The following is a 14,348-nucleotide window of genomic DNA, read 5'->3' on the forward strand; positions in this document are numbered from 1 at the left end:
AAGAGGACGTCAAGATGGCTCCTTTTCGGTGGAAGCGGCCGTGACGTCGGCGGATGCCTTCGCCGCGCAGCTCGCCGGAATCATCAGGACCGGGCATCTGGCCAGGCGCAGCACGCGTTCGGCCACGCTGCCGAGGAACAGGCGCCGAAAGCCGCGCCGGCCATGCGTGCCCATCACGATCAGATCGGCGTCGATCTCGCCCGCGACGCCGACGATCCGGTGCGGGATGTCTTCGCCTGCCGGCGCGACGTTGGAAATCTGCGGCGTGCCGGCCACGTCGCGCGCCTGCATGCGCCGCGCGGCGTCCTCGGTCACGCGCAATCCTTCTTCACGGAACGAATCGACCAGGATCGACGGATCGTATCCGACCATGTCGTAGGCCGGCGCCAGGAAATCGACGACGTAGACGGGTGTCAGCCGCGCACCCGTTTCCGCCGCGAGCGCCAGCGCGGCGTCGAGTGCACGGGACGACGTGTCGCTGCCGTCGAGTGCCACCAGAATGTTCGAGTACATGGCATTTCCCTTGAACGGATGTGGATGAAACCATCATCGGCGCGTGCACGCCGATGGCGCTGATCTGGATCAAGCGTCCCGGTTGCCGCGCAGCCCGCCCGCCGCGGCGCGATTCACGCGTCGTTGGTCGATGCGCGTCGGGCGGCTCAGTGCGACATCAGCACCGGCAGCGTCATCGACGCGAGCACCGTGCGCGTGGCCCCGCCCATCAACAGCTCGCGCCAGCGCGGATGGCCGTACGCGCCCATGACGAGCAGGTCGGAACCTGTGTCATACGTGCGCGACAGCAGCGTGTCGCCGACGGACGAGCCGGCGCCGGCGTCGATGTCGAGCACGTTCACGTCGTGCGCATGGCGCGCCAGCATCAGCGCGGCATCGGCGGCTGGAATCCGCGTGGCCGCGGCCTCCGAATGGCCGTCGACCACGGCGACGACCGTCGTGCGTTTCGCGTGTTCGAGAAAGGGCAGCGCGTCGTGCGCGGCGCGGGACGCTTCGCGGCTGCCGTCCCATGCGACGAAGACCCGTTCGCCGACCGACGGGAATTCTCCGGTGTACGGCCAGAACAGCACCGGGCGGCCGGCGGTCAACACGAGATTTTCCGGAAACTGGTCGTCGATATAGGTCTCGGGATCGTTCGGGTCGCTCTGGCCGGCAATCACCAGATCGGCGAGACGGGCGGCGCGCGGGACGGCCACGTTCGCGCGCTCGTCGGTGAGAATCCAGGTTGCCGGCACCTTGGCGCGCGCCGTTTCCGCATGGAACAGACGTTCCAGCGCGGCCATCCGCTCGTCGCGCCGTTCGCGTTGCGCGCGGAAATAGTCGGCGGAACCGGCCATCACGTAGAACGAATGCGGCTCGGGCGTGTAGATCGCGAACAGCCCGGTGAGATGCGCACCGAAGCGCCGGGCGAGACGCAACGCGAACTCGAGACGCGAATGCGCGCGGGTGCTCGTATCGAGGTGCACGACCATGCTTTTGTAGCTCATCGGAATCGCTCCATCGACGGGTGATCCGCCAGTGCAATCCAGTCTACGAAGCAGGGTTTCCACGCGGTTGACTCAGATCAACGGGGGCCGTGCGCGATACCCGCACAGTGAAGCGGTCGAGACGCCGAGGCCGGGCAGGCGGCGCGACGCGGATGCGAACCCATTGATCCGATCGAAAGGGGAAGCCGATGAGTAGCGATGCTTTGACGACACCGAACGGCGCTTGGCGCGCGAGCTGCGATCTCGCGTTGCGCATGGTCGCGCTGAACCGCGACTGGCAACACGAATGGCATGCGCTGGCAGGGCGGCGCATCGAGCGCGACCGCACCGCGGTGCGCCGCCTGCAGCAGGCGCTGGCCGCAACGAACGAGTGGACGGCCTTCGCCGAGGCCGGCCGGCAGGTGACGAGCGACTACGCGATCGCGAGCGTCGAGATCTGGCAGGACGCCGCCGAGCTGTGCATGCGTGCGCAATTCGAGCATGCCAGTGCGTGGCGTACCTGGTTGCGCGAATACGGCTCGGGCGCGCTGACGCGTTATCAGACCGACTGGTTGCCTGACCTCGAGCGACTCGCGGTGGTCAACGAAGCCAGCATGCCGTGGGCCGACTGGATGGCCGCGCTGGAGCGCGGGATCGAGGAAGCGGGCGGCGCGACGAACGGGGCGCTCGCGGCGCGCCGCCTGAACGGCATCGCAGGCGAACGGGAGCACGATCATGTCCGCTAAGCGCGTCGCGTTCGTCACCGGCGGGATGGGCGGGCTCGGCGCCGCGATCGGCCGTCGCCTGCACGACGCCGGCATGACGGTGGCGGTGTCGTACACGGAACACAACGACCACGTCGCGACGTGGCTCGCGCACGAGCGCGACGCGGGCCGCACGTTTCATGCGTTCGAAGTGGACGTGGCCGACTACGATTCGTGCCAGCACTGCGCGGCACGCGTGCTCGCCGAATTCGGGCGCGTCGATGTGCTCGTGAACAACGCCGGCATCACGCACGACGCCACCTTCGTGAAGATGACGAAGAGCATGTGGGACGCGGTGCTGCGCACTAATCTCGACAGCATGTTCAACATGACGAAGCCGTTCGTGCCGGGCATGATCGACGCCGGTTTCGGGCGGATCGTGAACATCGGCTCCGTCAACGGTTCGAGAGGCGCGTACGGGCAAGCCAACTACGCGGCCGCGAAGGCCGGCATCCACGGCTTCACGAAAACGCTCGCGCTCGAACTCGCGCGGCATGGCGTGACGGTCAACACGGTGTCGCCCGGCTATCTGGCGACCGCGATGCTCGAGTCGGTGCCGAAGGCGGTGCTCGACGCGAAGATCCTGCCGCAGATTCCGGCCGGGCGGCTCGGCGACCCCGACGAGATCGCCGCGTTCGTCGCGCTCCTGTGCTCCGACGCCGGTGCGTTCGCCACCGGCGCGGAATTCGACGTCAACGGCGGAATGTACCTGCGATGAACGCGTCCGTGCTGCGCGCGGCGCTCGCGCCGGCATCGCTGCCGACGCCGGGCGACGACGGGCATGCGCCGGCGGCGACGCGATGCGCGCCTTCCCCGATGAGCGCTGCCGAACAGTGGAACCGTGCCGCGCACGCGAACGTGGCCGCGCTGACGTTCGGGCTGTCGCCGGTGTCGCTGGCGCTGGCGATGCTCGACTGGGGCGCGCATCTGGCGGTGGCGCCGGGCAAAGGCTTCGAGCTCGCCGCACAGGCGTGGTTGGGCGCCGTGGCGCCGACGGCAAGCGGGCGCGACGGCGAGGCCGACGATGCGGAGTCGAGCGGCCTGGCCGTGCACGCCGGGGGCGCCGATCCGCGCTTCGCCGCGCCCGCATGGGGCGGCTGGCCGTTTCGCGCGTATCGAGACGGCTTCCTGTCGATCCAGCGCTGGTGGCGCGACGCGACCCGCGGTGTGCCGGGCGTCGAACGCCATCATGAGGAACTGGTCGGATTCGCCGCCCGCCAGTGGCTCGACGCCTGTTCGCCGGGCAATTTCCTGGCGACCAATCCGGTCGTGCTCGACGCGACGATGCGCAGCGGCGGCGCGAACCTCGCGGCGGGCTTGCGGCATTGGCTGGACGACGCGAACGCGTTCGTCGAGCGGGCGAGCGGCACGCAGGCCCACGATGCGCGCGCGTATCTGCCGGGTCGCGACGTGGCGATCACGCCCGGTCGCGTCGTTTGGCGCAACGCGCTGTGCGAGCTGCTGCAATACGCGCCGACGACGGCCCGCGTGGCGCGCGAGCCGATCCTGATCGTGCCGTCGTGGATCATGAAGTACTACATCCTCGATCTGCAGCCGCATAATTCGCTGATCCGCTTCCTGGTCGATGCGGGCTATACGGTGTTCACGGTGTCGTGGCGCAACCCGGGCGCGGAATCGCGCGACCTCGGGCTCGACGACTATCTGCGCGACGGCTGCATCGCGGCGCTCGACGCCGCGCGGTCGATCGGCGGCGAAGCGGTCCACGCGGTCGGCTATTGTCTGGGCGGCACGCTGCTGGCGATCGCCGCGGCGGCGCTGGCGCGCGACGGGCGGCAACACGAGGCGCTGCGCTCGGTCACGTTGCTCGCGGCCCAGACCGATTTCAGCGAACCCGGCGAACTCGGCCTGTTCATCGATGCGAGCGAGCTGTCCGCGCTCGACGCGCTGATGTGGCGGCAAGGCTACCTGGACGGTGCGCAAATGTCCGCCGCGTTCGAACTGCTGAACGCGCGCGACCTGATCTGGTCGCGGATGATGAGCGAATACCTGCTCGGCACGCGCACGAAGCCCAACGACCTGATGTCGTGGAATGCGGATACCACGCGCATGCCGTACCGCATGCATTCGGAATACCTGACGCGACTTTTTCTCGACAACGATCTGGCGGCCGGCCGCTACTGCGTCGACGGGCGGCCTGTCGCGCTGTCGGATATCGACGTGCCGACGTTCGTGGTCGGCACCGAGCGCGATCACGTGTCGCCCTGGCGGTCCGTCTACAAGCTCCATCTGCTCACGCACCATGCGCTGACCTTTGTGCTGACGTCGGGCGGGCACAACGCGGGCATCGTGTCCGAACCGGGCCATCCGGGACGCCACTATCGGTGCGCGACGCGCGAACCCGGGGTGGCTTACCGCAGCCCGCACGACTTCGTGCGCGATACGCCGGCGGTCGACGGATCGTGGTGGACAGGCTGGCGCGACTGGTTGCACGCGCGCTCGTCGGGCGACGTGCCGGCCCGTACGCCGCCCGACGGCTTCGCGGCGGCGCCCGGCGCCTACGTACTCGAAACGTGAATGGAGAAACCACAATGAAAGCACTCGTCTACCACGGGCCGGGGCGCAAGGCGCTCGAGGAACGGCCCAGGCCGGAACTGCAGTCGCCCACCGACGCGATCGTCCGCGTGACGCGCACGACGATCTGCGGCACCGATCTGCATATCCTCAAGGGCGACGTACCGACCTGCGAACCGGGCCGCATTCTCGGCCACGAGGGCGTCGGCGTCGTCGAGCAGGTCGGCGCCGCGGTCGATTCGCTGAAGCCGGGCGATCGCATGCTCATTTCGTGCATCTCGTCGTGCGGCCGCTGCGAATACTGCCGCCGCGGCCTGTATTCGCATTGCACGACCGGCGGCTGGATTCTCGGCAACCGGATCGACGGCACGCAGGCCGAGTACGTGCGTATCCCGCATGCGGCGACCAGCCTGTACCGGATTCCGGGCGGCGCCGACGAGGACGCGCTCGTGATGCTGTCCGATATCCTGCCGACCGGGTTCGAATGCGGGGTATTGAACGGCAAGGTGCAGCCCGGGTGCTCGGTCGCGATCGTCGGCGCGGGGCCGATCGGGTTGGCCGCGTTGCTGACCGCGCAGTTCTACTCGCCCGCGCAGATCATCATGATCGACCCGGACAGCAACCGGCTCGAGATCGCGCGGCACTTCGGCGCGACCGACTGCATCGACGGCCGTGCCGGCGATCCGGTCGCGGAAGTGATGAAGCTGACCGACGGCATCGGCGTCGATTGCGCGATCGAGGCGGTCGGCATTCCGGCGACGTTCGAGATGTGCACGGCGCTCGTGGCGCCGGGCGGTGTCGTCGCGAACGTCGGCGTGCATGGCGTGAAGGCCGACCTGCACCTCGAGAAGCTGTGGGATCGCAACATCTCGATCACGACGCGGCTCGTCGACACGGTCAGCACGCCGATGCTGCTGAAGACCGTGCGCGCCGGGCGTCTCGATCCGACACGCCTGATCACGCACCGGTTTTCGCTCGACGACGTCGAGCGTGCGTACGACACGTTCGGTCGCGCGGCGCAGACCCATGCGCTGAAGGTCATCATCGAAGTCGGCTGACGGGCCGGTGGCGCGTGACGGAGGCCGGTACGCAACGTCGCCCGGTTCTTGCCGCGCCCGACCGGTGTCTACCGGCGTTTCGGCGGCGCCGTAGTCAGGACGAAACGCCGGCCGGCTCGCGCGCATCGTCCGATTCGACTGCGTCGAGATCGACGGTCTGCGCGTAGGTCGGGACTTCGCACGGCCAGTGCAATCGCTCCGAAATGCGCCGCCGCAGTGCGTCCGCCGATGCAGGTTCGCCATGCGTGATGAAGGTCCGTGCGGGCGCGGGCTGCATCGTGCCGAGCCACCGGAGAATCTCCTCGTAGTCGGCATGCGCGGACAGCGCGGCGATCGACTCGACCTGCGCGCGCACGCGCACGTATTCGCCGTGAATCTTGACCGTCGGTTCGTGCGCGGCCAGCGCCGCGCCGCGTGTACCGGCCGCCTGATAGCCGACCAGCGCGATCGTGTTGCGCGCGTCGGGCGCGTAGCGGCTCAGGTGATGGAGCACGCGGCCACCCGTGGCCATGCCGCTGCCGGCGATGATGACCATCGGGCCGTGGTGTTCCGCAATCGCCTTCGACTGCTCGACCGACCGGATCATCGTCGCCGCGTGGCCGAGCGCGTTTGCTTCGGAAAGCGTCAGCCGGTGTTCGAGGATGTGGTGGCGATAGATGTCGGTCACGTCGGTCGCCATCGGGCTGTCGACGAACACGGGCACGCGCGCCATGCGGCCGGACGCCTTCAGCCGCGCGATGTAGTGCAGGATCTCCTGCGCGCGGCCGACGGTGAAGCAAGGCATCACGACAACCCCGCCGCGCGCGAAGGTCGTGTCGAACAGCGTGGCGAGCTCGTTCTCGGGATCCGAATCCGGATGCAGCCGATCGCCGTAGGTCGACTCGACGACGAGATAGTCGGCATGCGCCGGCGGCCGCGGCGGCTGCATGATCGGGTCGTGATAGCGGCCGAGGTCGCCCGAGAACGCGAGCACCTTGTGATCCCAGTGCATCACGACGCTCGCCGCGCCGAGGATGTGCCCGGCCGGCAGCAGGCGGAACGCGAGGCCATCGCCGAGCGCCGTGCATTCGTCGAAGGCGACGGGCTTCAGCAGCCGCAGCGCGCGCTGCGCATCGTCGAGCGTATAGAGCGGTTGCGCCGGATGATGCTTCGAGTAGCCGTGCCGGTTCGCGAAGTCGGCTTCTTCCTCCTGCAGCCGTGCGCTGTCGCGCAGCATGATGTCGCAGAGTTCGGCCGTGGCCGCCGTGCAGTACACCGGGCCGCGATAGCCTTCGCGCGCCAGCACCGGCAGATAGCCGGTATGGTCGAGATGCGCATGCGTGAGCACGACCGCGTCGAGCGAGTCGGGTGCGAGCGGCAGCGGGCTCCAGTTGCGCAAGCGCAGGTTTTTCGTGCCCTGGAACAGGCCGCAATCGATCAGCACGCGCCGGCCGCCTTGCTCGACCAGATACTTCGAGCCGGTCACGGTTTCGGTCGCACCGAGAAAAGTCAGTTTCATCGCTCGTCTCACTGGAAGTCGAGGGGTTCAGTGCGTCGATTACATCGCGAAGCGGCGCGCGGCGATTGACGGAAATCAGCGATTCCCGCATCAAGCATGATGTCGAATGCGGCGCGTCCGGCGGTTTCGCTAGCGCTCGCTCGGCGCGGGATCGAGCTGCGCGACGAACGCGACGCCGCCCGACACCAGCGCGACGATCGCGTACGGCAGCACGTGCGCGTCGACCAGCATCGCGTGCACGACGCCCAGTAGCGACGCGAGCGCGACGAACACGCCCAGCGTGGCGAGCGTGGTCCGGTACGAATGGCGAATCATGACGTTCTCCCGTGGAGCGGCCGGTGTTCGTCCGCGTTGGCACGCAGCGGCAGTTTGCGATTTCGCAAGCTATGGCGTCATGATCGCGTACCGGCTTCCGGCGCGGTTGATCTGTATCAACCGGCGAATCCCGGCCTCGCGCGCAATCGGGCAATCAGGCAGTGGGGCGATCAAGTCATCTGACCAATGGTCTTGCGGAATCGCATCAGCGACAGCAGGAACAGCGCGCCCCCGATCGCGAACAGCGCCGCGAACTGCGGCCACACCGCATCGAAGCCGGCGCCCCGGTACAGGATGCGTTGCGCGAGTTCGACGAAATGGGTGGTCGGCGCGGCGAGCATGATGTCCCGCACGGCCGGCGGCATGCTTTCGCGCGGCGTCAGTCCGCCCGACAGCAGTTGCAGCGGCAGCAGCACGAGCACGAGCAACATGCCGAACTGCGGCATGCTGCGCACGAGCGTCGCGAGAAAGATCCCCATCGACGTCGTGGCGAACAGGTGCAACGCCATCCCGGCCACGAACAGCGGGATGGAGCCGGGAATCGGCACGTGCAGCGCGCCGCCAACGACGCACGTCAGCGACGCGACGGCCGCCACCGTGACGACGAGCCCCATCGACCAGACCTTCGCGAGCATGATCTCCGCTGCGGTCACCGGCATCACGAGCAGATGCTCGATCGTGCCGTGTTCGCGCTCGCGAATCAGCGCGGCGCCGGTGAGGATCATCGACAGCATCGTCACGTTGTTGATCAGTTCCATCAGCGCGCCGAACCAGACTTCGTCGAGATTCGGGTTGAAGCGCATCCGCAGCGCGAGATCGACCGGCGGTGGCGGCGTGCCGCGATAGCGCCGCACGAACGCGTCGATCTCGCCCGACACGATCTGCTGGATGTAGGTGCTGCCGGTGAAGGCTTGCGTCATGCGTGTCGCATCGACGTTGAGCTGGATCGTCGCATGACGGCCGGCCAGCACGTCGCGCTGGAAGTTCGGCGGAATGTCGAGCGAGAACGTGTAGTCGCCGTTGTCGAGCCCGCGATCGGCCGCGCCGGCGTCGACGACCGGGGGCGGCGCGAACTGCGGCGGAAAGAACGCCGCCGCGATCCGTGCCGACAGCGGCGACGCGTCTTCGTCGACGAGCGCGATCGGCACCTTGTGCAGCGTTTCGGGGCGTGCGGTCGCGGCGACGTAGATCGACGCGCTGAACGTATACACGATGAGCGCGAGCAGGATCGGGTCGCGGGCGAGGCTCCACAGTTCCTTGATCCCGAGCCGGTAGATGGCGAGCACGCGCGACATGGTCAGCGCTCCTGTTTGCGCAGCAGGACGCCGGTCGTCACCATGATGACCGGCACGGCGGCGAGCAGCGGCCAGAACTGGGACGACAGGTCGGCGAGCCCGAGCGCCTTGTTGTAGACGCCGCGGCTGATCGCGAGCATGTAGGTGGCCGGATAGATCGTACCGATCCACTTGCCGCTGCCTTCGAGCGACGACAGCGGCGTGAGCAGGCCCGAGAACTGCACGACGGGGATCAGCGTGCCGACGATCGTCATGAAGATCGCGGCGATCTGGCTGCGCGTGAACGTCGACGCAAACAACCCGATGCCGGTGGCGACGACATTGAAGATCAGCACCGCGGCGGCCAGCGTCGCGAAGCTGCCCTTGATCCGCACGCCGAACACGACGTCGGCCAGCACGACCATCAGCAGGAAATTCAGCATGGCCAGCATCACGTACGGCGCCTGCTTGCCGAGCAGGAATTCGGCGCGGGTCACGGGCGTCACGTACAGGTTGACGATCGATCCGAGCTCGCGTTCCCGGACGACGGCGAGCGCCGTCAGCATCGCGGGCAGCATCAGCAGCAGCATCGGCATGATCGCGGGAATCATCGCGGGCAGGCTCTTGACGTCCGGGTTGTACCGATAGCGGATCGCGACGTCGACTGCCGGGACGAGCGACACGCCGAGCCGGCGCTTCGCCTGATCGCGCAGCCAGTTCTCGTGCATGCCGGCCACGTAGCCGCGAATCGTTTCCGCGCGCATCGGCATCGCGCCGTCGACCCACGCGCCGATCTCCACGTGCCGGCCGCGGGCGACGTCGCGTGCGAAGCCGGGCGGGATCTCGATCGCGAGCGACAGCTGGCCGTTGCGCATGCGGCGATCGATATCGCGGTCATCGGCAAGCTGGGCGCGCGGCACGAAGTAGCGGGAGCCCGCGAGATGCTGCGCGTAGTCCTGGCTCAGCATCGATTGATCGCGATCGAGCACGGCGAACGTCAGGTTGTCCACATCCAGACTGATGCCGATGCTGATCACGCACATCAACACGAGCGAACCGAACAGCGCCAGCGTCGCGCGCAGCGGGTCGCGGCGCAGCTCCAGCACTTCGCGCCACAGGTAGCTGCCGGCGCGCGCCGGGCTGAACCAGGCGGCGCCGCGGCCGGCGTCGCTCGCGTCGAGCGACGCGGCGAGCCAGCCGGCGCCAGGTGACGTGTCCGTCGGTGCGCTGTCGCCGCGTTGCGCGTCGGTCAGGTAGCCGATGAACGCGTCCTCGAGCGTGGCGGCGCCGCGCAGGCGAACCAGTTCGTCCGGCGCGGCGCTCGCCAGCACGCGGCCCGCATGCATCAGCGAGATGCGGTCGCAGCGGGCGGCCTCGTTCATGAAGTGCGTCGAAATGAAAATCGTGACGCGGTCGTTGCGCGCGAGCTCGATCATCAATCGCCAGAAGTCGTCGCGCGCAACCGGGTCCACGCCCGACGTCGGTTCGTCGAGGATCAGCAGTTCGGGCTTGTGCACCATCGCGACGGCAAGGGACAGCCGCTGCCGCATGCCGAGCGGCAGGCGTTCGGGCAGCGCATCGAGTACGTCCGCGAGACCGAAGCGCCCGACCATTTCGTCGATGCGCGCGGGCAGGTCTGGTTCCGGCACGCCGAACAGGCGCGCATGCAGCACGAGGTTCTGCCGGACGGTCAGTTCGCCGTACAGCGAAAACCCTTGCGACATGTAGCCGACGCGCCTGCGCGTATCGATGTCGTTCGCGGCGACCGGCCGGCCGAACAGCGTCGCCGTGCCTTCGGACGCGGCGAGCAGGCCCGTGAGCATCTTCATGGTCGTCGATTTGCCGCAGCCGTTGGAGCCGAGAAAGCCGAAGATTTCGCCGCGGCGGATCTTCAGGCTCACATGGTCGACCGCGACGAAATCGCCGAACCGCATCGTCAGGCCGTCGGCCTCGATCGCGTAGCCGTCGGTCGCGTCGGGCTGGAACGGCGTGATCCGGATCGGCTGGTGCCCGTGCCGGCGCGCTTCCGGCAGCAACGCGATGAACGCGGCTTCCAGCGTGTCGCAGCCGGTGCGGGCGAGCAGGTCGCCGGGGCTGCCCGTCGCGAGCACGCGGCCGGCGTCCATCGCGATCAGCCAGTCGAAACGCCGGGCCTCGTCCATGTACGCGGTCGCAACGAGCACGCTCATCGCCGGACGCGCGGTGCGAATACGGTCGATCAGTTCCCAGAACTGGGCGCGCGACAGCGGATCCACGCCGGTCGTCGGTTCGTCCAGGATCAGCAGGTCGGGATCGTGGATCAATGCGCAGCACAGGCCGAGTTTCTGCTTCATCCCGCCGGACAGTTTGCCGGCGGGGCGGTCGAGAAACGCATGCAGCCCGGTGCTGTGCGTGAGCGCGTCGATGCGGCGGCGTCGCTCGGCCGCATCGTGGCCGAACAGTCGGGCGAAGAACTGCAGGTTTTCCTCGACCGACAGCGTCGCGTACAGGTTCCGACCCAACCCTTGCGGCATGTAGGCGATGCGCCGGCATACGCGTGCGCGGTGGCCGCGCGACGACAGGTCGCCATCGAGCGCCCATACGCGGCCCAGCTGGATCGCCCGTGCGCCGGACACGAGCGCGAGCAGGCTCGACTTGCCGACGCCGTCCGGTCCGATCAGCCCGACCATGCGGCCGGCCGGGATATCGAGCGTCACGTCGTCGAGCGCGCAGGTATCGCCGTAGCGCAACGAGACGCCCGACAGCCGGGCGACCACGCCCGATTCAACGGATGCGGGCGGACCTTCGCCCGCACCGGCACCGCTAGCGACGGGCAACGTCGCGTTCATTGCGGCACCTTGATCGCGAGGCGCGCCGGCCAGCCCGCGTTCGGATCGGTCTTCAGCCACGCGACACCCGGCAGGCCGGTCTTGACGAGCTTCAGATGGCGCTGCAGCAGATCGCGGTCGATGCGCGCCTTGACCCGAAACATCAGTTTCTGCCGTTCGGTGGCCGTCTCGACCGTTTTCGGCGTGAATTGCGCCGTGCTCGACACGTAGGACACGCGTGCCGGAATCACGTATTCCGGCGCCGCATCGAGCACGATCCGCACGTCGGCGCCGAGCGGGACTCTGCCGACAACCGTTTCGGGCAGGAAGAACGTCATGTAGACGTCGGACAGATCGACGACATTGAGCACCTTGCCGCCTGCCGGCAGGACTTCGCCCGATTCGGCGATGCGATACTGGACCCGCCCGTCGCGCGGCGACGTCAGCTCGCTGTCCGAGATATCGGCCTGCACGCGCGCGACGGTCGCTTGCGCGGCCGTCACCGCCGAGCGGGCGGCGACGAGCTGGGCCCGGGTGGCGTCGATTCCGGCCTGCGCGGCTTCGACCTGGGCGCGCGCGGCGTTCACGGTCGCCCGCAGGCTGCCGGCGCGCGCGCGGTCGTCGTCGAGTTCCTGCAGCGACGACGCGCCGTCCCGCGACAGCGTTTCGGAGCGCGCCAGCCGGCGCGTGGCCGCGTCGAGCTCGCTTTCCCGCTGCACGACGAGCGCGGCCGCCGCGGCCTTGTCGCTGCGACGCTGGGCCACCTGCGCGTCGATGCTCGCCGCGGTGTTCACCGCCTGTTGTTCCCGGGCCTGCGCCTCGTCGAGCTGCGCCCGCAGGACGACGACGTCCATGCGGGCGAGCGGCTGACCGGCACTCACGAAATCGCCTTCGTCGACGAGCATGGCGGTGACGCGCCCCGGCAGCTTGGTCGCGACGTCGATCTCGGTCGCCTCGATGCGGCCGTTGCCGCTGACGAGCCCGGCGTCCGTCTGTGCGTCGCGCCAGCGCGTCCAGCCGTAGTAAAGGAGGCCGATCGCGAGCACGGCCGCACCGGCGCCGATCAGAACAGGGCGCTTGATGGTCTTCATGGTCTGGAACCCGAATCGATGGAAAGGTGGTTCGATGCCGCGGCGGCGCGGTCGGTATCGGTGGTCCCGCCGCCGAGCGCGCCGTACAGCGCGACGCGGCTCGATAGCAGCGCACGACGCGTCATCACCCATTGCTGCTCGGCGTTCATCAGGTCCCGTTGTGCATCGAGCACTTCCAGGAAGCGGGTGGCGCCGCTGTCGTAGCGCAGTTTCGCCAGACGTGCGCGCTCGGCCTGGGACGCGAGCGTCGCCCGTTCGATGGCAACCTGGTCGGCGAGCCAGTAGCGTGCGGCAAGTGCATCGGACACGTCGCGAAACGCGCGCTGCATGGTCTTCTCGTACTGGGCGAGCGCCTCGTCGCGCTGGGCGTGCGCGAGGGCGAGATTCGACCGATTGCGGCCGCCGTCGACGAGCGGCAGCGTGACGTTCGGAATCACCGACCACACGCCCGTTCCGGACGACAGCAGGTCGCGCAGTGCGGTGCTCCCCGAACCGATCGCGCTCGTCAATGCGATACGCGGGAAAAACGCCGCGCGCGCCGCGCCGATGTTCGCGCGCGTGGCCTGCAGTTCGTGCTCGGCCGCGATTACGTCCGGACGCCGCGCGAGCGGCGACGACGGCAGGCCCGGCGCGAGCGACGGCATCACGGCGCCGTCGTCGAGCGTCAGCGGCGCGTCGGCCAGCGCCGGCGTCGCACCGACGAGCAATGCCAGCGCATCGGCCGCCGATGCACGCGCCTGCTGCAACTGGATGCCAAGCGACTCGGCCTGCTGCAGCAGAATCTCCGATTGCGTCAGGTCCAGCCGCGAGATCGCGCCGGCCGCGTGACGCAGCCGGAAAATCCGTAGCGATTCGCGTCGCGTGTCGATCGTCGCGCGCGTCAGCGCGATCCGTTCATCGATCTCGCACAGGGTCAGATAGGCGTCCGCCACGCCGGTGATCACGCTCAGCGTCACCGCTTGCCGGGCCGCATCGCTCGCGAGATAGCGCTGCAGCGCCGACGCTTTCAGGTTGCGCACGCGGCCCCAGAAATCGATCTCCCATTGCGTCTCCGCCAGCTGGACCTGGTAGACCTGGCCGATGACCGGCGTCGGCGTCAGGAAGCCGCCCGGTGTGCGAAACCGCGCGTAGGCCGCGCCGGCGCCGATCGTCGGCCACTGATCCGCGCTGCGGATGCCATAGACGGCGCGCGCCTGTTCGACGCGTGCAACCGCTGCGCGCAGATCCCGGTTGTTGGCGAGCGCCTGCTCGATCAACGCACGCAGACGTCCGTCGACGAAGTAGTCTTGCCAGGCGGGCGGCGCCTGCGCAATGGCGGCGCTGCGGGCGGCAGGATCGGGGAACGCGGCGGGGATCGGCGCGGCGGGACGTTCGTCGGGTGGCGCGAGCGACAGGCATCCCGACAGCAGGCCCGCACAGGCTGCCAGCGCAACGAGACGAACGCGCCGCGCGGCGGCAGGCTGAAACAGCGGCGGAAGCGCGACGGCGCGCATGGGGTTCCTCATCGGCTACACGAACACGGGATGGCGCC

General features: G+C 68.6%; 12 protein-coding genes. 4 read left to right on the top strand and 8 right to left on the bottom strand.

All coding sequences use genetic code 11. The features are described 5' to 3' along the window. Positions 1-9 precede the first annotated feature (9 nt). A complete protein-coding gene (locus tag GJG85_RS32410; protein WP_050016723.1) occupies positions 10-513 on the bottom strand; it encodes a universal stress protein in 504 nt (167 codons plus the stop codon). Between the two features lie 146 nt (positions 514-659). Continuing rightward, entirely contained in the window at positions 660-1,499 is an 840-nt protein-coding gene (locus GJG85_RS32415; RefSeq protein ID WP_204384500.1) for a universal stress protein, read from the bottom strand. A gap of 188 nt (positions 1,500-1,687) precedes the next feature. On the opposite strand from GJG85_RS32415, the gene GJG85_RS32420 reads away from it, so the two are divergent. The 4 genes from GJG85_RS32420 to GJG85_RS32435 are packed head-to-tail and all read left to right on the top strand — an operon-like array spanning position 1,688 to position 5,832. Next, on the top strand, positions 1,688-2,224 hold the full coding sequence (locus GJG85_RS32420) for a hypothetical protein (protein ID WP_089490454.1): 537 nt from the start codon (positions 1,688-1,690) through the stop codon (positions 2,222-2,224). Further along, on the top strand, positions 2,214-2,960 hold the full coding sequence (locus GJG85_RS32425) for a beta-ketoacyl-ACP reductase (RefSeq protein WP_050016729.1): 747 nt from the start codon (positions 2,214-2,216) through the stop codon (positions 2,958-2,960). The genes GJG85_RS32420 and GJG85_RS32425 overlap by 11 nt, the downstream gene beginning before the upstream one ends. After that, positions 2,957-4,777: an alpha/beta fold hydrolase gene (locus GJG85_RS32430; protein ID WP_089490453.1), complete on the top strand. Its 1,821-nt coding sequence runs from the start codon at positions 2,957-2,959 to the stop codon at positions 4,775-4,777. The genes GJG85_RS32425 and GJG85_RS32430 overlap by 4 nt, the downstream gene beginning before the upstream one ends. 14 nt (positions 4,778-4,791) lie before the next feature. Next, positions 4,792-5,832 carry a zinc-dependent alcohol dehydrogenase family protein gene (locus tag GJG85_RS32435; RefSeq protein WP_204384502.1) on the top strand — a complete coding sequence of 347 codons (1,041 nt, stop codon included), beginning with the start codon at positions 4,792-4,794 and terminating at the stop codon, positions 5,830-5,832. 94 nt (positions 5,833-5,926) lie between these two features. On the opposite strand, the gene GJG85_RS32440 is transcribed toward GJG85_RS32435, so the two are convergent. The 6 genes from GJG85_RS32440 to GJG85_RS32465 form a co-directional block, all read right to left on the bottom strand. After that, positions 5,927-7,330 (bottom strand): MBL fold metallo-hydrolase, encoded by a 1,404-nt coding sequence (locus GJG85_RS32440; protein ID WP_050016735.1) that lies wholly within the window; start codon positions 7,328-7,330, stop codon positions 5,927-5,929. 129 nt (positions 7,331-7,459) lie between these two features. Further along, positions 7,460-7,645, bottom strand: coding sequence for a DUF2964 family protein (locus tag GJG85_RS32445; RefSeq protein WP_050016736.1), 186 nt, complete (start codon positions 7,643-7,645; stop codon positions 7,460-7,462). A 170-nt stretch (positions 7,646-7,815) separates the two neighbouring features. Beyond that, the gene (locus GJG85_RS32450; RefSeq protein ID WP_050016739.1) at positions 7,816-8,940 is read right to left on the bottom strand and encodes an ABC transporter permease; all 1,125 of its coding nucleotides are present in this window, start codon (positions 8,938-8,940) and stop codon (positions 7,816-7,818) included. A gap of 2 nt (positions 8,941-8,942) precedes the next feature. Further along, entirely contained in the window at positions 8,943-11,747 is a 2,805-nt protein-coding gene (gene rbbA, locus GJG85_RS32455; protein ID WP_089490452.1) for a ribosome-associated ATPase/putative transporter RbbA, read from the bottom strand. Next, complete coding sequence (locus GJG85_RS32460) at positions 11,744-12,817, bottom strand: HlyD family efflux transporter periplasmic adaptor subunit (RefSeq protein ID WP_124630154.1); 1,074 nt, start codon at positions 12,815-12,817, stop codon at positions 11,744-11,746. Before GJG85_RS32460 ends, rbbA begins: the two co-directional genes overlap by 4 nt. Continuing rightward, the gene (locus GJG85_RS32465; RefSeq protein WP_204384822.1) at positions 12,814-14,310 is read right to left on the bottom strand and encodes a TolC family protein; all 1,497 of its coding nucleotides are present in this window, start codon (positions 14,308-14,310) and stop codon (positions 12,814-12,816) included. The genes GJG85_RS32460 and GJG85_RS32465 overlap by 4 nt, the downstream gene beginning before the upstream one ends. Between the last annotated feature and the right edge of the window lie 38 nt (positions 14,311-14,348).

It is taken from the genome of Burkholderia sp. MS389 (assembly GCF_016899425.1).
GTDB classification, from domain to species: domain Bacteria; phylum Pseudomonadota; class Gammaproteobacteria; order Burkholderiales; family Burkholderiaceae; genus Burkholderia; species Burkholderia sola.

Coding starts and splice junctions, on each gene's coding strand:
- GJG85_RS32410 (WP_050016723.1), bottom strand. CDS start 513: ATGTACTCGAACATTCTGGTGGCACTCGACGGCAGCGACACGTCGTCC.
- GJG85_RS32415 (WP_204384500.1), bottom strand. CDS start 1,499: ATGAGCTACAAAAGCATGGTCGTGCACCTCGATACGAGCACCCGCGCG.
- GJG85_RS32420 (WP_089490454.1), top strand. CDS start 1,688: ATGAGTAGCGATGCTTTGACGACACCGAACGGCGCTTGGCGCGCGAGC.
- GJG85_RS32425 (WP_050016729.1), top strand. CDS start 2,214: ATGTCCGCTAAGCGCGTCGCGTTCGTCACCGGCGGGATGGGCGGGCTC.
- GJG85_RS32430 (WP_089490453.1), top strand. CDS start 2,957: ATGAACGCGTCCGTGCTGCGCGCGGCGCTCGCGCCGGCATCGCTGCCG.
- GJG85_RS32435 (WP_204384502.1), top strand. CDS start 4,792: ATGAAAGCACTCGTCTACCACGGGCCGGGGCGCAAGGCGCTCGAGGAA.
- GJG85_RS32440 (WP_050016735.1), bottom strand. CDS start 7,330: ATGAAACTGACTTTTCTCGGTGCGACCGAAACCGTGACCGGCTCGAAG.
- GJG85_RS32445 (WP_050016736.1), bottom strand. CDS start 7,645: ATGATTCGCCATTCGTACCGGACCACGCTCGCCACGCTGGGCGTGTTC.
- GJG85_RS32450 (WP_050016739.1), bottom strand. CDS start 8,940: ATGTCGCGCGTGCTCGCCATCTACCGGCTCGGGATCAAGGAACTGTGG.
- rbbA (WP_089490452.1), bottom strand. CDS start 11,747: ATGAACGCGACGTTGCCCGTCGCTAGCGGTGCCGGTGCGGGCGAAGGT.
- GJG85_RS32460 (WP_124630154.1), bottom strand. CDS start 12,817: ATGAAGACCATCAAGCGCCCTGTTCTGATCGGCGCCGGTGCGGCCGTG.
- GJG85_RS32465 (WP_204384822.1), bottom strand. CDS start 14,310: ATGCGCGCCGTCGCGCTTCCGCCGCTGTTTCAGCCTGCCGCCGCGCGG.